The following is an 18,564-nucleotide window of genomic DNA, read 5'->3' as shown; positions in this document are numbered from 1 at the left end:
CCAGCTTAGGTGGTCGAGCGGTCCTCGTCGCCGTGGCGCCGGCTCGCGAGGAACTTCTCGAGCTCCGCGGCGATCTCGTCGGCCGTCGGGAGCGCCCCGTCGATGTCGGTGAGCGGCGATTTCGGCGAGTTGTCGGCCATGTAGGCGTCGTACCGCTCCTCCAGCGTCGTGACCAGCTGGCCGAGCTCGTGGTTGGTCCCGACCTGCTCGTCGATCTTGGCGAGGAAGTCGCGGCTGTCCTCGCGGAGGCGGTCCGTGGGGAAGATGAGGCCGGTCGCCGCACTGAGGCTCTCGATCGCCGTGATCGCCGCGGCCGGGAACTCGGTGTCGGCGAGGTAATGCGGAACGAGGAGCACGAAGGCCGCGATGCTGTCGCCGCGCTCGTAGAGGCGGTACTCGAGGAGGTGGAGCACGTTGGACGGCACCTGGGTGCGGGGGCGCCAGACCGAGAGCGACTCGATGAGGTCGAACCGGTTGCCGCTGACGGTGACGCCGATCGGCCTGGTGTGCGGGACCGGCATCGGGATGGCGTGCACCCACGTGGTGTCGCTGACCCGGAAGCGGTCGACGAGCTCGAGCACGGCCGCGACGAAGCGGTCCCAGAGGAAGTCGGGCTCGAAACCGGTGAGCAGCAGGAACGGCGACCCGAGTTCGTCGTGGGCCAGCGACAGGGTCAGCCGAGGCGGCCGGTACTCCGTCAGGTGGTCCTGGTCGAACGAGATGATCGGCCGGCGGGCGCGGTAGTCGAGCAGGACGTCGGCGTCGAACTCGGCGATGACCGTCGTGTCGAGGACGTCGTCGAGGTAGGCGTTCAACTGCCCGACCGCGCCGCCGGCGTCGGAGAACCCGGTGAGCCCCGCGACGAGGTGGAGGCCGGCGGGGATGTCGATCTCCGGGTGCACCTCGTAGAGGTCGTCAGGCGTAGGCATGGTTCAACTCTAAACGGGGGTGTCGCAGCGCCCTTCCCCTCCGAGCCTCGGCCGTACCGCCGAGAGCGAACACCGGCGGCCCCGCCTCGGTCCTGAACCGCTCGTGCCTACGATGGAAGCATGACGATCCCCGTGCTCTCCGTGTTGTCCGCCGCCGTCGAGGGAATCGAGGCCGAGCTGCTCGTCCTCGCGGTGAGGAAGGGCGACGACGGACCGGAGCTCCTGGCGCCCGACGTCTACGCGCCGCTCGCGGACGAGCTGCGCGCCTCCGGAGTCACGGGATCCGAAGACCAGGTGCGACGCCTCCCGGACCGGTTCGGTGCGGCCTCCGGTCTCGTGCTGGTCGGTCTCGGCCCGGATGCGGACGACGCGGCCTTCCGACGAGCGGCAGGTGCGGTGACCAGGACGATCGACGGCCAGGCCTCGATCGCGTTCGCGTTGACGGAGGAGACGGCCGCCGCCGCCGAAGCCGTCCTCGAGGGGGCGGCCATCGGCGCCTACCGCTACACCGCGTCGCGCGGTGTCGGATCCGCGCCGGCACCGACACCGCTCGGGTGGGTCACCGTCGTCGTCCCGTCGACCGTGGACGCACCGGATGCCGGGCTCGCGGAGCACGCCACCGCGGTCGCCGAGGCCATCGCGCTCGTCAAGGACCTGGTCAACACGCCGCCGAACGAGCTCTACCCGGCGACCTTCGCCGACGCGGCCCGCGCAGCGGTCGACGGCCTCGACGTCGAGGTCGAGGAATGGGACGAGACCCGCTTGGCCGAGTACGGCTTCGGCGGCATCCTCGGTGTCGGGCAGGGTTCCTCCCGGCCTCCGCGACTCGTCAAGCTGAGCTACCACCCTGAGGCGGCCCGGAGCCACCTGGCCCTCGTCGGGAAGGGGATCACCTTCGACAGCGGCGGCCTCTCGCTGAAGCCGCCGGTCTCGATGGTCGGCATGAAGTACGACATGACCGGCGCGGCGACCGTGCTCGCCGTCCTGGCCGCGGCCGCGCGTCTCGGAGTGCCCACCCGGCTGACCGCGTGGCTCTGCCTCGCCGAGAACCTCCCGTCGGGCACGGCGATCCGGCCGAACGACGTCCTCACCATCCGGGGTGGACGCACGGTCGAGGTCACCAACACCGACGCCGAGGGCCGGCTGGTCCTCGCCGACGGACTCGTCGCCGCAGGCGAGGAGGGCCCGGACGCCATCATCGACGTGGCGACCCTCACGGGAGCGGCGGTGGTCGCGCTCGGCAACCGCTACACGGGCGTCATGGGTGACGCTTCCTTCGTCACCGACCTCATCGCGACCGGTTCCGGTGCGGACGAACTGTTCTGGCCGATGCCGTTCCCCGCGGAGCTGCGCAAGGTCCTCGACTCCGACGTCGCCGACCTCGCCAACGCGAAGCCCGGCACCACCGCGGGCGGCATGCTCGTCGCAGGCACGTTCCTGCAGGAGTTCATCGCGGACCGCACCGACGAGGACGGCGGCACCACCCGAATCCCGTGGGCCCACCTGGACATCGCCGGGAGCGCGATGAACGGCGACGCCCCCTACGGCTTCACCGCCAAGGGCCCGACCGGCGTCGCGGTCCGCACCCTCCTCGCAATGGCCGAGGAGATTAGCCACCCGTAGTAAGGTCGGTGGGGGCGGTTCGACCCGCCTCGACGCCGCCGAACACACCACGACGGTTTCCGATCGACCACGAAGCACACACAAGGAGCAACGGAGTGTCCGAGCAGAATTTTGACCTGGTAGTCCTGGGAGGCGGAAGCGGCGGATACGCTGCGGCGTTGCGCGCCTCGCAGCTCGGCCTCACCGTCGGCATGATCGAGAAGGACAAGGTCGGCGGCACCTGCCTCCACCGCGGTTGCATCCCGACGAAGGCGCTGCTGCACTCCGCCGAGGTCGCGGACGCATCGCGCGAGTCGGAGAAGTACGGCGTCAAGTCCACCTTCGAAGGCATCGATATCGAGGGCGTCACGAAGTACCGCGAGGGCATCGTCGCGAAGAAGTACAAGGGACTCCAGGGCCTCGTCAAGGCCCGCGGCATCACCACCATCGAGGGCGAGGGCCGGCTGGTCTCCCCGACGAGCGTGCAGGTCGGCGACGACCTCATCACCGGCAAGAACGTGATCCTCGCGACGGGCTCCTACAGCCGCTCGCTCCCCGGTCTCGAGATCGGTGGCCGCGTCATCACGAGCGAGCAGGCGCTGCAGCTCGACTTCGTGCCGAAGAAGGTCGCCGTCCTCGGCGGCGGCGTGATCGGCGTCGAGTTCGCGAGCGTCTGGAAGTCGTTCGGGACCGAGGTCACGATCATCGAGGCGCTCCCCCACCTCGTCCCCAACGAGGACGAGTCGATCAGCAAGGCCCTCGAGCGCGCGTTCCGCAAGCGCGGCATCGAGTACTCGCTCGGCGTGCGGTTCCAGGGCGTCACCCAGGACGACTCGGGCGTGCACATCACGCTCGAGGACGGCAAGACGATCGACGCCGAGCTGCTGCTCGTCGCCGTCGGCCGTGGCCCGTCGACCGCCGGACTCGGCTTCGAGGAGGTCGGTGTCACGATCGACCGCGGCTTCGTCATCACCAACGACCGTCTCGAGACGAACATCCCCGGCCTCTACGCCGTGGGCGACATCGTCCCCGGCCTGCAGCTCGCGCACCGCGGCTTCCAGCAGGGCATCTTCGTGGCCGAGGAGATCGCCGGTCTCAAGCCCGTCATCATCGAGGACGTCAACATCCCGAAGGTCACGTACAGCGACCCCGAGATCGCGTCCGTCGGTCTCAGCGAGGCCAAGGCGGCCGAGCAGTACGGCGCCGACAACATCACGAGCTACGACTTCAACCTCGCCGGCAACGGCAAGAGCGAGATCATCGGCACGAGCGGCAACGTCAAGGTCATCCGCGTCAACGACGGCCCCGTCATCGGTGTGCACATGATCGGCGCCCGCGTCGGTGAGCTCATCGCCGAAGGCCAGCTCGCCGTCAACTGGGAGGCCTACCCAGAGGACATCGCGCCGCTGATCCATGCGCACCCCACGCAGAACGAGGCGCTCGGCGAAGCATTCCTCGCGCTCGCAGGCAAGCCCCTGCACGCGCTGTGACGCGTTCCGAACACCCCAATAAGCTAGTGAACACACAACAGGTTTCAAAGGAGACAAGGTCATGAGCGAATCCGTCAGCCTCCCGGCACTCGGCGAGAGTGTCACCGAGGGTACGGTCACCCGCTGGCTGAAGAATGTCGGCGACACCGTGGAGGTCGACGAGCCACTGCTCGAAGTGTCGACCGACAAGGTCGACACCGAGATCCCTTCGCCCGTCGCGGGTGTCATCGAAGCGATCCTCGTCCAGGAGGACGAGACCGTCGAGGTCGGCACCGCTCTCGTGACCATCGGTGATGGTTCGGGTGCGGCTGCGGCCGAGGAGCCCGCGCCCGCCGCAGAACCGGCTGCTGCCGAGCCCGCTCCCGCTGCCGAGCCCGAGCCGGCACCTGCTGCCGAGCCGGCTCCCGCCGCTGCGCCTGCTGCTGCTCCGGCACCTGCTGCTCCCGCTGCTCCGGCACCTGCCGCCGCTTCGACGCCCGCCGCCGGCGGGGTCGTCAACTCCGGCTACGTCACGCCGCTGGTGCGTCGTCTCGCCAACCAGCACGGGGTCGACCTCAGCACGGTCACCGGCACCGGTGTCGGCGGACGTATCCGCAAGGAAGACGTCCTGCAGGCTCAGAGCGCCGATGGCGCCACGGAGTCGCCCGCTGCTCCGACCGTCCAGGTCTCCGAGCTGCGTGGCACGAGCAAGGCCATGTCGCGTCTGCGCAAGGTCGTCGCCGAGCGCGCCGTCGCTTCGATGCAGGGCACCGCCCAGCTGACGAGCGTCGTCGAGGTCGACGTCACGAAGGTCGCGGCACTCCGCACGGCCGTCAAGGACGAGTTCCTCGCCAAGACCGGCAACAAGCTGTCGTTCCTGCCGTTCTTCGCCCTTGCTGCCAGCGAGGCGCTCCAGACGTACCCGATCATCAACGCCACCGTCGACGGCGACCAGATCGTGTACCCGGAGACGGAGAACCTCGCGATCGCCGTGGACACCGAGCGTGGCCTGCTGACGCCGGTCATCCGCAACTCGGGCTCCAAGTCGATCGCCGAGCTCGGCGCCGAGATCGCCGATCTCGCGCAGCGCACCCGCGACAACAAGCTGCAGCCCGATGAGCTGTCGGGCGGCACGTTCACGCTGACCAACACCGGTTCGCGCGGCGCCCTGTTCGACACCCCGATCGTGTTCCTGCCGCAGTCGGCGATCCTCGGTACGGGTATCGTCACGAAGAAGCCGGTCGTCGTGACGGTCGATGGTGCAGACGCCATCGCGATCCGTTCGACGGTCTACCTCGCGCTGAGCTATGACCACCGCATCATCGACGGCGCGGACGCTGCACGCTTCCTCGTCCAGGTGAAGAAACGCCTCGAAGCAGGCGACTTCCGCGGCTCGCTCGGGATCTGATCCCGAACCGACCGCACCGTGTCCACCGCCTCACCCGGCGGTGAACACCTCTCGCAGACGCCAGCCCGTCTCGCCCCTCACCACGAGGAGCGTGACGGGCTGTCGTCGTCCTGCGGTGGCGTCGTCCGTCTCGGACGGCTCGGCCGTGCCGCGAAGGACCGCCGCGTCTCCCTGACGGTCGACGAGGTCCAGACTCGCCGCATCGATCGAGCCGATCCCGACACCGAGGTGCTCGTCGTCGTCGAACGGGGACCCGCGTTCGACGGAGTCCCAGACGCACCCCTCCTCCCCCGTCGTGCGGCACTGATCACGTCGACGGACGAGCTCGCGGGCCGCGGCCGCCGGATCGTCACCGGTGACCACGTCGACGGCGTCGGCTTCGTCCGCCGCCGACGTCGGCGTCTCCACCGGTGGCGCGACCGTCGTGACCGCCGCGGACGCCGGGCCGCCCGGACCGGCCGGCGTCGGTGCGATCGCGGTGCTCGGGTCTTCGGACGGCAGGAACACCATCGCCGCCGACACCAGTGCCGCTGCCGCGCCTGCCGCTCCGATGATGAGTCGACGACGTCTCGGGCCGGTGTCGACGGACGGCGTCGAGCCGGCAGTGGCCGCGGCCCGGGTACGTCGCCCGGGTCGCCAAGCCAGACGACGGCGCAGCCGCGACACAGGATGCCGCGACAGACGCCTCGATTCGACCGCGGCTCGTCGGGTCGGCGGGAGCGGAGCGGTCCGCTGCGCGCGATCGGCGGAAGCACGGATGACATCGGCAGGCGATGCGGACGACGAATCGACCCGGTCGAGCAGGACCGGGAGCGGTCGTGCCAGGGCGTGGATCCGCTGTTGCAGTCGATTGGCGACCTCGTGGTCGGCGAGTTCAGGCACGACGTCGGCCCAGGCCACGGTCGTGGGGGCTTCATCGGGGTCGGTCGCCTGCAGGACACCGTCCATGAGCCCTGCGAACGCCGTCCAATCGGCGGCGAACGCCGGTGCGGTGCGTCCGAGCCCACCATCGATGCTCTGTTGGTCCACGGGAGCTGCGCTCGACCACCCGGAGAGGACCGGTCGGCCATCGTCGGCGAAGCGCACGGCCGAAGCGCTGATCGACCCGTGACTGATCCCGGAGAGGTGCGCCGCGCGGATGGCGTCGACCAGCGGTGCCAGGATCGTGACGGCCTCACCGGGAGCGATCGACTCCCGGCGGCGCAGCAGTTCTCCCAACGTGCCGCCAGCGAGCCGCTCGACCAGCAGGCACGGGAGGCCGGTGGGATCCTCGGCGACGTCGACGAGTCTCACGATGTGCGGGTGGTCGAGTCGGGACAGGATGGCCGCGCGACGCCAGAGGTCGCGTTCGGCGGCGTCGGCCCTCGCTCGGAGCAGCACGGCGTCGCCCGCCGGGAAGGCCTGGTCGGTACGCCCTCCCTGCGCGGAGCCGGGGTGGGCGAGCACCGTCGAGTAGGCCGTCCACTCCCGGCCCTCACCCAGGCACCGGACGAGACGACGGCCGGCCACTCGGGTCGTGGTCGCGGACGGGTCTGGCAGTGTTTCCATAGCTCGATCCTCCGACGCTGAGTCCCGTCCGACGGCGTCGGCGCACGCGGCTGTGGACAAGGTCCCCGCGTCACCGGCCTGTGGAGCAGAACGCAGCATCAGGACCCTCCGTCACCGGCTATCCTGGGAGCATGGCTCAGAAGGACGCGCCCCCGGCGGCGCAGAAGGAACCAGGGCGGATCAAGCAGCTCTGGCAGGTGTTCCAGCTCACCCGTCGCCACGACAAGGCGGCGCAGTGGTTGATGCTCGGCGGCTTCATCCTGCCGGTGCTCATCGGTGTCGCGGTCGCACTGCTGTTCTCGGCGGGCAACATCTTCGCGCTCGTCATGTGGATCATCGCGGGTGTGCTCGCCGGTATCCTCGCGGCCCTGTTCATCCTCACCCGGCGCGCGGACAAGGTCGTCTACACGCAGATCGAGGGTCGGCCGGGCGCGGTGGGCCAGGTGCTCCGCGCTGCTCCGCGCTCGTGGCAGACCAGCGAGATGCCCGTCGCCGTGAACCCGAAGACCCAGGACGCGATCTACCGGGCCGTGGGCCGTGGTGGCGTCGCGCTGATCGCCGAAGGACCTCGATCGCGGACCTCACGCCTGCTCGAGGACGAGAAGCGCAAGGTCACCCGCATCCTCCCGAATGTGCCGATCACGGTGTTCCACGTCGGGCCCGACGCCGACTCGGTGCAGCTCCGTCAGCTCTCCGGCGCCCTCCGGAAGGTGAAGAAGTCCTTGACCAACCCCGAGGTGCTCGCGGTCAGCAACCGTCTGTCCTCGTTCGGTACGCAGCTCCCCATCCCGAAGGGTGTCGACCCGATGCGGGTCCGCCCGCAGCGCGCGCGCTGACCCACCGGAACCGCTCGGAACACTTCGCGGTGTCGGAACGACGGCCGCCCTCCTGACGGAGGGCGGCCGTTCGCGGTTCCTGCTGCGTTCAGCGCACCCGCAGGAGCACCGTGCCGGCCACTTTGTCGTGGAAGCCGCGCTGGTCCGAATCCCAGACGAGCGCTGGAACGACCACGCAGAGGAGCACGGTTCGCACGGCCGGCCGCCAGAGTCCGACCCACCCGCCGGTCAACGGCATCAGACGCATCCCGCAGAGGCGATGGCCGAGACTGCCGCCGATGGTCGGGATGAACACGAACTGCATGATGGCGAAGATCACGAGTGTCGCGGTGGCGTCGTAGGCGAAGAACGCGACCGAGAGGACGACCGCCACGGCCCAGTCGATGACGAGCGCGGTGATCCGCCGACCGACCCGCGCGACCGATCGGACACCGCTCTCCGGGAGTCCCAGGCGTTCACCGGGGAAGGCGCTGGGAGGAAGCTCTCCGAAGGTCCGTGGATTCTGCGGGGTGTGGGGCACTGTGCCATTCTATTCGGGCGGGGATTCTCGTAACATCCACGAAACATGGGTGTCATGGTGGGGTAACCCCCTCCCCGTAGTCTCACAGATGGCTGCGCTGTGCAGCCTCCCTGTACCAACCCCATTTGGAGCCATTCACATGTTCAGTGATTCTTCCGAAGTGCTCAAGTTCATCAAGGACACCGATGTCAAGTTCCTCGACATCCGCTTCACGGACCTTCCCGGCGTGCAGCAGCACTTCAACATCCCGGCCAGCACCGTCGACGAGGAGTTCTTCACCGTCGGCCAGCTCTTCGATGGTTCGTCCATCCGTGGCTTCGCCAACATCCACGAGTCGGACATGCAGCTCATCCCGGATGTCTCCACCGCTTACATCGACGCCTTCCGTGCCGAGCGCACGCTCATCATGGTGTTCGACATCTACAACCCCCGCAACGGCGAGATCTACTCCAAGGACCCGCGTCAGGTCGCCAAGAAGGCTGAGAAGTACCTCGCCTCGACCGGCATCGCCGACACCGCGTTCTTCGCCCCCGAGGCCGAGTTCTACATCTTCGACGACGTCCGCTACGAGGTGAACCAGCACTCGAGCTTCTACTCGGTGGACTCCGAAGAGGGAGCCTGGAACACCGGCCGCGCCGAAGAGGGCGGCAACCTCGGCAACAAGACCCCGTACAAGGGTGGCTACTTCCCCGTCAGCCCCGTCGACAAGCAGGCCGACCTCCGCGACGACATCAGCCTCAAGCTGATCGACGCCGGCCTCATCCTCGAGCGTGCGCACCACGAGGTGGGCACCGGCGGCCAGGCTGAGATCAACTACCGCTTCGACACCATGGTCGCCGCGGCGGACGACATCCTCAAGTTCAAGTACATCGTGAAGAACACGGCCGAGCTGTGGGGCAAGACCGCGACCTTCATGCCGAAGCCGCTCTTCGGCGACAACGGCTCGGGCATGCACACGCACCAGTCGCTGTGGAGCGACGGCAAGCCGCTCTTCTACGACGAGAACGGCTACGGAGGTCTCTCCGACCTCGCCCGCTGGTACATCGGTGGCCTGCTGAAGCACGCCCCCGCCGTCCTGGCGTTCACGAACCCGACGGTGAACTCGTACCACCGCCTGGTCCCCGGCTTCGAGGCTCCCGTCAACCTGGTCTACTCGGCCGGTAACCGCTCGGCGTCGATCCGTATCCCGATCACGGGCACGAACCCGAAGGCCAAGCGCATCGAGTTCCGCGCGCCCGACGCCTCCGGCAACCCGTACCTCGCGTTCGCCGCTCAGCTGATGGCCGGCCTCGACGGCATCAAGAACCGCATCGAGCCGCACGAGCCCGTCGACAAGGACCTCTACGAGCTTCCCCCCGAGGAGGCCAAGAACATCCCGCAGGTGCCCGCATCGCTCGGCGCGGCGCTCGAGGCACTCGAGGCGGACCACGAGTTCCTCCTCGCCGGCAACGTCTTCACGCCGGAGCTCATCGAGACCTGGATCCAGTACAAGCGCGAGAACGAGATCAAGCCGCTGGCCCAGCGCCCGCACCCGTTCGAGTTCGAGCTGTACTACGGCGTCTGACGACACCTGCTGCACCGCGAACCGCCCGTCATCCTCTCGGATGGTGGGCGGTTCCGTTTGGTCGAGACGATCGGCTCAGATGCCGTAGAAGCCGTGCTCGAAGACCGTCCGGGCTCGCCGGGTGGCCGCGAGGTAGTCCTGTTCCAGGAAGCTCGCCGATCCGGTCGGGTACTCCAGGAGTCGTGCCACACCTTCGAGCTGTTGTCGGTCGCTCGGCAGCACGTCCTGCGTCTTGTTCAACCACAGCGTCATGGCCGAGCGGATCCGCGAGGCGAGGATCCAGGCCTCGCGGAGCCGTTCGGCGGACTCCCGATCGACGAGATCCGCCTCCACCGCCGCGTCGAGCGCTCGGAGCGTCGAGGTGGTGCGCAACGATGGCACCGCCGCACCGTGCTCGAGCTGGAGGAGCTGCACGAACCACTCGACGTCGCTGAGCGAGCCGCGCCCGAGCTTCAGATGTCTCGTCGGGTCGGCGCCCTGCGGCAGCCGCTCGTTCTCGACGCGTGCCTTGATCCGCTTGACCTCGCGGACGGACTGCTCGCTGATGGCGGCTGGGTAACGGACCGTGTCCGCCACCTCGGTGAACGCCTCGATGAGCTCGGTGTCGCCCACGACCCCGGCGGCGCGGAGCAGCGCCTGCGCCTCCCAGGTGAGGGACCAGCGCGCGTAGTAGTTCCGGTAGGAGTCGAGGGAGCGCACGAGCGGACCGTTCTTCCCCTCGGGACGGAGGTCGAGGTCGAGGTCGAGCGGGAGCCGGGCGTCCTCGCTCAGACGCTTGAGCTCTGCGGCGATCGCTCCGGCCTGGCGCTGTGCATCCTGGGTGTCGACCCCGTCCTTCGGCCGGAACACGTAGAGGACGTCGAGGTCCGAACCGAGTCCGAGCTCAGCTCCGCCGTAGCGGCCCATGGCGATGACGGCGAACTCGATGTCCGCGCCGAGGCCGCCGATGCGTCTGACGGCGCCGAGGAGCCCTGCGAGCGTCGCCGTCGACACGTCCGTCAGTCCGGCAGCGAGGCCCTGCACGTCCAGCATGCCGACGGTCGACGACATCGCCAGCCGGAGGACTTCGCGTCGCCGTACCGCGCGGATGGCGGCGGCTGCGGTGTCCGGTGAGTCGTGTCGTCTGAGGATGGCGGCGATCTCCTCGCCGAGCGCGGTCGACGATCGCGGGAGGAGGTCCTCGTCTCCGGCGAGCCAAGCGGCCGACTCGGGGATGCGGTCCATGAGCTCGCCGATGAACCGGGACCCCGAGAGGACCCGTGTGAGCCGCTCGGCCGCGCCTGAGGAGTCGCGGAGCATCCGCAGGAACCAGTGCGACTCGCCGAGGGACTCGCTGAGCCGCCGGAACGCGAGCAATCCGTAGTCGGGATCGGCGCCGTCCGCGAACCAGCCGAGCATGACGGGGAGCAGATGCCGCTGGATGTTGGCGCGCCGCGACACGCCGGCGGTGAGCGCCCCGATGTGGGCGAGCGCGCCACGGGGGTCGACGAAGCCGATCGCCGCGAGTCGCGCCTCCGCCTGACCGCTCGTCAGACTCAGACCGCTCTCGGGCAAGGCCGCGACCGCCGAGAGCAGCGGCCGGTAGAACAACCGCTCGTGCAGCTGCCGGACACCGTGCTTCGTGGTCTCCCATCGCGTGACGAGGGCCTGTGCGGTCGTCGCGAGCGTGCTCGAGCGGGCCAGGGATCGGAGGGACGGCTCGTCGCGCGGCATCATGTGCGTGCGCTGCAGTCGCGTCAGCTGCAGGCGGTGTTCGAGCACGCGCAGCAGGCGGTAGTCGTGAGCGAACTCCTGCGCCTCGGCGCGACCGATGTACCCGGCGGTCGCGAGGCCGTCGAGGGCGGCGAGGGTGCCGCGTTGATGCACGGAGTCGTCGAGCTGTCCGTGGACGAGCTGGAGCAGTTGCACCGTGAACTCGATGTCGCGGAGCCCGCCCGGGCCGAGCTTCAGTTGGTAGTGGACGTCCTCCGCGGGGATGTGTTCGGTGACCCGTTCGCGCATGCGCTGGACCGACTCGACGAACCCCTCGCGGGACGCACTCCCCCACACCTTCGGCTGCACCGCATCGATGTAGCGGGCGCCGAGCTCGGGATCGCCGGCGAGGGCCCGTGCCTTGAGGAGCGCCTGGAACTCCCAGCTCTTCGCCCAGCGGTCGTAGTACACGAGATGCGACTCGAGCGTGCGGACGAGGGCGCCGGCCTTCCCCTCCGGGCGGAGGTTCGGATCGACCTCCCACAGACTCGGTTCGAGACCCGCCTGTCCGAGACCGCGCATGGTGAGGACCGCGAGCCGGGTGGCGATCTCGACGGCACGCCCGTTGTCGAGCCCGTCCTCGCCGTCGCCCGAACCCTCACCGACGAAGATGACGTCGACGTCGGAGACGTAGTTCAGCTCCCGTGCGCCCGCCTTGCCCATGCCGATGATGGCGAAGCGGGTGGCCGCGACCTCCTCGCGCGGGTACACGCCGGGACCGCTCGGGCCGCTCGTCTGCGTGCGTGCGACGGCGATGGAGGCCTCCAACGCACCGGCAGCGAGATCGGAGAGGGCACTGGCCACCCGGTCGAGCACCACGATCGGATCCGGGGCGCAGAGGTCGAAGAGGGCGACCTCGGCGAGCAGTCGTCGGTAGACCACGCGGATCGCGTCCCAGGCCGGCTCCTCGACCATCGCGGCGAAGCCGTCCTCGGCGCCGACGCTCGCGAGCAGTTCGTCGCGCGCCTCCTGCAGCGTCGGGACGCGGGTCACGGGCAACTCGAACACCGACAGCTGGTCGGGGTGGCGGAGGAAGAAGTCGATGAACCCCTGCGAGGCACCGAACAGTCGGAACAGGCGCTCAGCCGAGGCCTGGTCCGCCAGAAGGGCTGAGAGCTCGTCGGGTGACTTCCGACCGACCATCAGCACACCGACCAGCGCGGCGTCGGGGTCGGCCGCGACGGCGAAGGACGGAGACAGCGACGCCGGGTCGAGTCGGACGAGCTCCGCGAGCTCGTCCAGCCGGTCACGGGCCTCACCCAGACCGGTGAACCCGAGTCGGGCGAGCGTGCTCAGGGAGATGTTCTCGCGGACCATACGACCGACCGGTCCCCTCGTCTAGAGCATCTCCAGGTTGCTGGACAACTCGAAGGGGGTCACCTGGGCCCGGTACTCGTGCCATTCCTGTCGCTTGTTCAGCAGGACGTAGTTGAACACCTGCTCCCCGAGCGTCTCCGCCACGAGTTCGGAACCCTCCATGAGGCTGACGGCGCGATCCAGGCTGGCGGGCAGCGCGTTGTATCCCAGCGCCCGACGCTCGGTGTCGGAGAGCGTCCAGACGTTGTCCTCGGCCTCCGGCGGGAGCTCGTAGCCCTCCTCGATGCCCTTCAGCCCTGCGGCGAGCATGAGCGAGAAGGCGAGGTACGGGTTGGCCGCGGAGTCGATGGCGCGGTACTCGACCCGAGCGCTCTGGCCCTTGTTGGGCTTGTAGAGCGGCACGCGCACGAGTGCCGAGCGGTTGTTGTGGCCCCAGCAGACGAAGCTCGGAGCCTCGGACAGCTTGTTCGGCCCGACGCCACCCCAGAGTCGCTTGTAGGAGTTCACGAACTGGTTCGTCACCGCGGTGATCTCCGGAGCGTGCGTCAGGAGTCCGGCGATGAACTGCCGGCCCGTCTTCGAGAGCTGGTACTGCGCACCCGCCTCGTAGAAGGCGTTCGAGTCACCCTCGAACAACGACATGTGCGTGTGCATGCCGCTGCCGGGCTGGTGGACGAGCGGCTTCGGCATGAACGTCGCGTAGACGCCCTGCTCGATCGCCACCTCCTTCACGACGGTGCGGAAGGTCATGATGTTGTCGGCCGTCGTCAGGGCGTCGGCGTATCGCAGGTCGATCTCGTTCTGGCCGGGGCCCGCCTCGTGGTGGCTGAACTCGACGGAGATCCCGAGGTCTTCGAGCATCCGGACGGAACGTCGACGGAAGTCATGAGCGGTGCCACCGGGCACGTTGTCGAAGTAGCCCGCCGAGTCGACCGGCTCCGGTCCGTCGACGCCGTACTGCGAGGACTTCAGCAGGTAGAACTCGATCTCGGGGTGCGTGTAGAACGTGAACCCCATGTCGGCGGCCTTCGCCAGGGTGCGCTTCAAGACGTTCCGCGGGTCGGCGACGGCGGGCTGGCCGTCGGGCGTCGTGATGTCGCAGAACATGCGCGCCGTCGGGTCGATCTCGCCGCGCCACGGCAGGATCTGGAAGGTCGTCGGATCGGGGTGGGCCAGGAGGTCCGACTCGTAGGAGCGGCTGAGCCCCTCGATCGCCGATCCGTCGAAGCCGAGGCCCTCGGAGAACGCGCCTTCCACTTCGGCCGGGGCGATCGCGACGGACTTGAGGGTCCCGACGACATCGGTGAACCACAGCCGGACGAACTTGACGCCCCGCTCCTCGATCGTGCGGAGAACGAAGTCGCGCTGCTTATCCATCTGCCCCTCTTCCTTCGGCCGGCGGCCCGTGTCTAGGCTACTGGCTCCGTCCCCGTTCCCGCTCATCAGCGCGCGCCGGGCGTGGGCGATCCACGGCTCACCACCAGGCGAGGACGAAGAGTGCGGTCCAGCCGGCCGTCGCCGCCCACAGCAGCGAGAGCGCGGCGATCCGCAGCCGCGATCCACGGTGGGCCCCTTGCCAGACGGGCACCAACCCGAGGCAACTCACGAGGAGGGCGATGGAGAGCCACGGCAAGGCGGCGGGCACCCCGACGAGAGCGATCGCCGGACTCGAGGTGGCCGCACGGACGAGCACGACGGCTCCGCCGATCGCCCACGTCGCTCCGAACACCGGCGCGATCCCGAGCAGGAGACCGTCCTGGACCGGCTGGCGTCGAAGCGCCTGGGTGATCAACCGGTAGCCCCACGCCACGGACCATCCGATGGCCACGAGCCCGAACAGGATGGGCAGCACCAGCAGCGACCACACGCCTCCGGCGTCCGACGAGGTCTGCTGGGCCCATCGCGGGCTCGCCGCGACATCGGCTCGATCGACGACGGCGACGGCCGCGTCGTCGGCGTCGCAGAGCGCCGCCCGATAGCTCGCCGGATCGCTGAGCCACGCACGCATCGCGACCCGTGCGCACGCACTGCTCACCGATGGGACGGCTCCCGACCCGGGGAAGACCGCCACGAGCGCGTCCGCCGTGCCGCCGGCGACGGGGCCGGCGAGAGCGGCTGCCTGTTCCGGGGCGCCGAGCACGAGGACCGACGTCCCGACCGCTCCCGGTGGCGGCGTCGCAGCCACGGCGAACGAGGAGCAGGCAGCGGCCGCGACGTCCTCCAGCAGCGTCGTCGTGGTGACCTCCGCGTCCGAGCGTTCGGCGGCCCCGGGCCAGCCGGTCGTCGAACACCCGAGCACGCGGTCGAGGATGCCACCGGAGTCGCCCAGCCGGGCGATCGCATCGTTCGCCACGGGATCCAGCACCGTGCTGTCGCCGTCCGCGATCGAGCTCAGGAGCACTGGGAGTGCCGCCTGGGCGGTGGGTTCGGACAACGCGTGTGAGGCGATCGCCAAGAGCGCGTCGCCACCGAGGGTGATCGCGTGCGCGCCGGAGGTGCGGTGCGGTGCGGCGACGAGCGCATCGGTGGCGGCGGTGAGGATCCCGGCGGAACGTGTCGGCTCGCTCGGCGCGGTGTCCGGGGTCGCGGACTCCGGTTCCTCAGCGGCGGCGGCCTGTGGTGCCGCCGGCGGGGACGGGACGGGGCCCTGCGGCTCGACGCCGCGCGCACGGACGACGGCCAGGGCGGCCGCCACACCGCCTGCGGAGACGATCCCGGGTGCACCCAGGTCGGGGCCGTCGAGGACGACGCCGTCGACACCACCCGGATCGACGTCGGGGGCCGCGAGGGCCACGCCGGCCGACGTGCCCACGGCCAGGATGGTCCAACGCGCGTAGCCCAGCTGCTGCCGCAGGTCGCGGAGGTCCGCAGCCGCGGGGGCGACGCCGAAGTCGCTCGGCACGACGCCGTCCTCCTGCCAGGACGCGGTGCAGGACGCGAAGGCCGCGTCGACCGCGGCGACGCGGGATGCACGGTCCCCATCAGCCCCGAGCGAAGCGCGGATGGCTGCATTCGCCGGCGCGCAGTCGAGCGACGGTGTGGCGTCGAGACCGCCCCGGCGTTCGACGAACACCACGTCGCGGTCAGCGGCCAGCCCGTCCTCGACCGCGAGCCGCTGGATGTCCAGCGACGAGAGCGCCGACCCACCGGCGAGGTAGACGAGCGGCGGTCGTCCGGTCTCGAGGGCGGCCGGTACGAGCACGTACGGCAGGGTCGCCTCCGCCGAGTCCGGCACCGTGCGCGACAGAGGCACCGTCAACACACCGCAGCGGGAACCACCGGGGACCGTTGTGACGCACTCGGCTGCGGTGACCTCGGAGGCGACCATCGGCGCTGCAGCGGCCGGCGACGTCGGCATCAGGAGGAGTCCGAGGGTGAGGGCCGCGACGGCACCTCGTCCGACGGCGATCGGTCGCCTCCGCGGACGGTCGATCCTGTGCATGTTCCCCCCGCTCGAGCTTCATCGCTCGGCCCATCCTGGCGGATCGCACCACGCCTGCGGAAGAGGGCAGACCCGCAATCAGCTCGCGACGCGACCCGGGTGGCTCAGTCCTCGGCAGCCTCGTCGGCGTCCCACTTCGCGCTGTTGGCGCGGAGTCGCTCGAGTGCGTGCGAGGCCTCCGCAGCCGTCTCGAAGGGACCGACGCGGTCCACGACACTCGACTCGAAGCCGAACTCGACCTGGCCGGTCTTCGTGTTGTACCAGTACTGCTCGGATGGTTCCTTCGCCACGGCGCGTCTCCCCTGCTCGGTTAGGCTTGATCCTATGCCTTTCGACACCGCAGGTCACCTGGTCCCCGGTCGCGTCGGCCGCCCCCGATCGGTGCCGGAGACGATCGTCCGCCCCGAGTACGTCGGCCGCGCCGCACCGGCCACCGACACCCGGGGCGACCTGTATTCGGCTGAGGAGATCGAACGCATCCGGGTCGCCGGAACCATCGCCGCCGATGCGATCCAGGCCGTCGGTGCGGCGGTCCGTCCCGGGGTGACCACCGATGAATTGGACGCCATCGGGCATGCGTTCGTCATCGGTGCGGGCGCCTATCCGTCGACGCTCGGGTACCGCGGCTACCCCAAGTCGATCTGCAGCTCGGTCAACGAGGTCGTCTGCCACGGGATCCCCGACGACACCGCCTTGCGCGAGGGTGACCTCGTGAACATCGACATCACGGCCTACCTCGACGGCGTGCACGGCGACAGCAACGTGACCTTCCTCGTCGGCGACGTCGCCGACGACACACGGCTCCTCGTCGAGCGCACCCGGGAAGCTCTCAACCGGGGCATCAAGGCCGTCGCCCCAGGCCGGCAGATCAACGTCATCGGACGTGCGATCGAGTCCTACGCGAAGCGGTTCGGGTACGGCGTCGTCCGCGACTTCACGGGCCACGGCGTCGGACGGTCCTTCCACTCGGGGTTGATCGTCCCCCACTACGACGCCGCGCCGCTGTACGACACGGTGATGGAGCCGGGCATGGTGTTCACGATCGAGCCGATGCTCACGATCGGCTCCCAGGACTGGGAGCAGTGGGACGACGACTGGACGGTCACGACGCGCGACCGGTCGCTCACCGCACAGTTCGAGCACACGCTCGTCGTCACCGAACGCGGCGCAGAGATCCTCACGCTTCCGAGCCCGATCGACACCGACGCAGCGTCCGCGGCGCTCTAGGCTGGACGCATGACGAACGCAGCTCCCCGGTCCGCCGTCGGCATCGATATCGGAGGGACCGGCATCAAAGGTGCGGTCGTCGATCTCACGACCGGTGCCCTCCTCACCGATCGGGTGAAGATCCCCACGCCGAAGGGTGGCGAGCCGAAGGACATCGTCGTGACGGTGCGCCAGGTGCTCGAGCAGCTGTCCCCGGCCTCGGACGGACTCCCGCTCGGCGTCTGCTTCCCCGCGATCGTCCGCAACGGCCGGACGATGTCCGCGGCGAACGTCTCCGACGCCTGGATCGGCCTCGAAGCCGAGCAGCTGTTCGAGCAGGGCCTCGGGCGTGAGATCACCTTCGTGAACGACGCCGACGCGGCCGGGTACGCCGAGACCGAGTTCGGCGCGGCCAAGGGCGCCAGCGGCCTCACGATCCTGACGACGCTCGGCACCGGCATCGGCACGGCGCTCATCTACAACCGCACGTTGATCCCGAACGCGGAACTCGGACACCTGGAGATCGACGGCAAGGACGCCGAGACGCGGGCGTCCTACGCGGTCAAGGAGCGCGAGGACCTGAGCTGGGAGAAGTGGGCCAAGCGCCTCCAGAAGTACTACGAGCGCCTCGAGTTCCTCTTCTCACCAGATCAGTTCGTGGTGGGCGGCGGCGTGTCCAAGCACGCGGACCACTTCCTGCCGCTGCTGAAGCTCGACACCCCGATCATCCCTGCCGTGCACCGCAACAACGCTGGCATCCTCGGCGCAGCCGCTCTCGCCGCCGGCCCCGCCGAACGCATCGCCTGAGTGCTGCGGGGCGCTGCTGCGGTGTCGTCGCAGCGGCGCCCTGGGTGTGAACGGGTCGACCGGTACGCCGGGTTCCGTCCCAGGCTTGCGCGGGTGTCGCAGTACGGCTCGACGCAGTCGCGGCCGTGCTGGGGTGTGAACGGGTCGACCGGTACGCCGGGTTC

Annotated in this window: 14 protein-coding genes; 7 read left to right on the top strand and 7 right to left on the bottom strand. The window is 69.5% G+C overall.

Going from position 1 to position 18,564, the window contains the following annotated elements:
* Positions 1-5: 5 nt before the first annotated feature.
* A complete protein-coding gene (locus RWN05_RS08940) occupies positions 6-929 on the bottom strand; it encodes a proteasome assembly chaperone family protein (RefSeq protein ID WP_071260060.1) in 924 nt (307 codons plus the stop codon).
* A gap of 120 nt (positions 930-1,049) precedes the next feature.
* Here RWN05_RS08940 and RWN05_RS08935 point away from each other — a divergent pair, with 120 nt between their 5' ends.
* The 3 genes from RWN05_RS08935 (at position 1,050) to sucB (ending at position 5,408) form a co-directional block, all read left to right on the top strand.
* Positions 1,050-2,552, top strand: coding sequence for a leucyl aminopeptidase (locus tag RWN05_RS08935; protein ID WP_314139309.1), 1,503 nt, complete (start codon positions 1,050-1,052; stop codon positions 2,550-2,552).
* Between the two features lie 95 nt (positions 2,553-2,647).
* Positions 2,648-4,021 carry a dihydrolipoyl dehydrogenase gene (gene lpdA, locus RWN05_RS08930; RefSeq protein ID WP_064293772.1) on the top strand — a complete coding sequence of 458 codons (1,374 nt, stop codon included), beginning with the start codon at positions 2,648-2,650 and terminating at the stop codon, positions 4,019-4,021.
* A gap of 61 nt (positions 4,022-4,082) precedes the next feature.
* Positions 4,083-5,408 carry a 2-oxoglutarate dehydrogenase, E2 component, dihydrolipoamide succinyltransferase gene (sucB, locus tag RWN05_RS08925; protein WP_314139308.1) on the top strand — a complete coding sequence of 442 codons (1,326 nt, stop codon included), beginning with the start codon at positions 4,083-4,085 and terminating at the stop codon, positions 5,406-5,408.
* A gap of 30 nt (positions 5,409-5,438) precedes the next feature.
* On the opposite strand, the gene RWN05_RS08920 is transcribed toward sucB, so the two are convergent.
* The gene (locus RWN05_RS08920) at positions 5,439-6,956 is read right to left on the bottom strand and encodes a protein kinase domain-containing protein (RefSeq protein WP_314139307.1); all 1,518 of its coding nucleotides are present in this window, start codon (positions 6,954-6,956) and stop codon (positions 5,439-5,441) included.
* 131 nt (positions 6,957-7,087) lie between these two features.
* On the opposite strand from RWN05_RS08920, the gene RWN05_RS08915 reads away from it, so the two are divergent.
* A complete protein-coding gene (locus RWN05_RS08915) occupies positions 7,088-7,792 on the top strand; it encodes a DUF4191 domain-containing protein (protein ID WP_071260054.1) in 705 nt (234 codons plus the stop codon).
* An 88-nt stretch (positions 7,793-7,880) separates the two neighbouring features.
* Here the strand turns inward: RWN05_RS08915 and RWN05_RS08910 are convergent, their stop codons facing one another.
* Positions 7,881-8,312 (bottom strand): RDD family protein, encoded by a 432-nt coding sequence (locus tag RWN05_RS08910; protein WP_064293768.1) that lies wholly within the window; start codon positions 8,310-8,312, stop codon positions 7,881-7,883.
* Positions 8,313-8,451: 139 nt separating this feature from the next.
* Between RWN05_RS08910 and glnA the strand changes: the two genes are divergently transcribed.
* Positions 8,452-9,876 (top strand): type I glutamate--ammonia ligase, encoded by a 1,425-nt coding sequence (glnA, locus tag RWN05_RS08905; RefSeq protein ID WP_056005986.1) that lies wholly within the window; start codon positions 8,452-8,454, stop codon positions 9,874-9,876.
* A gap of 75 nt (positions 9,877-9,951) precedes the next feature.
* On the opposite strand, the gene RWN05_RS08900 is transcribed toward glnA, so the two are convergent.
* The 4 genes from RWN05_RS08900 to RWN05_RS08885 form a co-directional block, all read right to left on the bottom strand.
* Complete coding sequence (locus tag RWN05_RS08900; protein ID WP_314139305.1) at positions 9,952-12,945, bottom strand: bifunctional [glutamine synthetase] adenylyltransferase/[glutamine synthetase]-adenylyl-L-tyrosine phosphorylase; 2,994 nt, start codon at positions 12,943-12,945, stop codon at positions 9,952-9,954.
* A gap of 21 nt (positions 12,946-12,966) precedes the next feature.
* Complete coding sequence (locus RWN05_RS08895) at positions 12,967-14,322, bottom strand: glutamine synthetase family protein (RefSeq protein WP_064293766.1); 1,356 nt, start codon at positions 14,320-14,322, stop codon at positions 12,967-12,969.
* A 97-nt stretch (positions 14,323-14,419) separates the two neighbouring features.
* Positions 14,420-16,387, bottom strand: coding sequence for a hypothetical protein (locus RWN05_RS08890; RefSeq protein ID WP_314139304.1), 1,968 nt, complete (start codon positions 16,385-16,387; stop codon positions 14,420-14,422).
* A 104-nt stretch (positions 16,388-16,491) separates the two neighbouring features.
* Positions 16,492-16,677 carry a hypothetical protein gene (locus tag RWN05_RS08885; protein WP_064293764.1) on the bottom strand — a complete coding sequence of 62 codons (186 nt, stop codon included), beginning with the start codon at positions 16,675-16,677 and terminating at the stop codon, positions 16,492-16,494.
* Between the two features lie 34 nt (positions 16,678-16,711).
* Here RWN05_RS08885 and map point away from each other — a divergent pair, with 34 nt between their 5' ends.
* Together map and ppgK are read left to right on the top strand one after the other, a co-directional pair.
* Positions 16,712-17,614 carry a type I methionyl aminopeptidase gene (gene map / locus RWN05_RS08880; RefSeq protein ID WP_314139303.1) on the top strand — a complete coding sequence of 301 codons (903 nt, stop codon included), beginning with the start codon at positions 16,712-16,714 and terminating at the stop codon, positions 17,612-17,614.
* A gap of 9 nt (positions 17,615-17,623) precedes the next feature.
* Positions 17,624-18,400, top strand: a complete 777-nt coding sequence (gene ppgK / locus RWN05_RS08875; RefSeq protein WP_121290762.1) for a polyphosphate--glucose phosphotransferase — start codon at positions 17,624-17,626, stop codon at positions 18,398-18,400.
* Positions 18,401-18,564 lie beyond the last annotated feature (164 nt).

It is taken from the genome of uncultured Plantibacter sp., assembly GCF_963518075.1.
In the GTDB taxonomy this organism is placed as follows: domain Bacteria; phylum Actinomycetota; class Actinomycetes; order Actinomycetales; family Microbacteriaceae; genus Plantibacter; species Plantibacter flavus_A.
Note: the sequence above shows the minus strand (reverse complement) of the source record. Positions and strands in the feature narration are given on the sequence as shown.

Bases quoted from the DNA above. Each gene is read 5' to 3' on its own strand.
- RWN05_RS08940 (WP_071260060.1), bottom strand. From the start codon at position 929: ATGCCTACGCCTGACGACCTCTACGAGGTGCACCCGGAGATCGACATC.
- RWN05_RS08935 (WP_314139309.1), top strand. From the start codon at position 1,050: ATGACGATCCCCGTGCTCTCCGTGTTGTCCGCCGCCGTCGAGGGAATC.
- sucB (WP_314139308.1), top strand. From the start codon at position 4,083: ATGAGCGAATCCGTCAGCCTCCCGGCACTCGGCGAGAGTGTCACCGAG.
- RWN05_RS08920 (WP_314139307.1), bottom strand. From the start codon at position 6,956: ATGGAAACACTGCCAGACCCGTCCGCGACCACGACCCGAGTGGCCGGC.
- RWN05_RS08915 (WP_071260054.1), top strand. From the start codon at position 7,088: ATGGCTCAGAAGGACGCGCCCCCGGCGGCGCAGAAGGAACCAGGGCGG.
- glnA (WP_056005986.1), top strand. From the start codon at position 8,452: ATGTTCAGTGATTCTTCCGAAGTGCTCAAGTTCATCAAGGACACCGAT.
- RWN05_RS08900 (WP_314139305.1), bottom strand. From the start codon at position 12,945: ATGGTCCGCGAGAACATCTCCCTGAGCACGCTCGCCCGACTCGGGTTC.
- RWN05_RS08895 (WP_064293766.1), bottom strand. From the start codon at position 14,322: ATGGATAAGCAGCGCGACTTCGTTCTCCGCACGATCGAGGAGCGGGGC.
- RWN05_RS08890 (WP_314139304.1), bottom strand. From the start codon at position 16,387: ATGCACAGGATCGACCGTCCGCGGAGGCGACCGATCGCCGTCGGACGA.
- map (WP_314139303.1), top strand. From the start codon at position 16,712: ATGCCTTTCGACACCGCAGGTCACCTGGTCCCCGGTCGCGTCGGCCGC.
- ppgK (WP_121290762.1), top strand. From the start codon at position 17,624: ATGACGAACGCAGCTCCCCGGTCCGCCGTCGGCATCGATATCGGAGGG.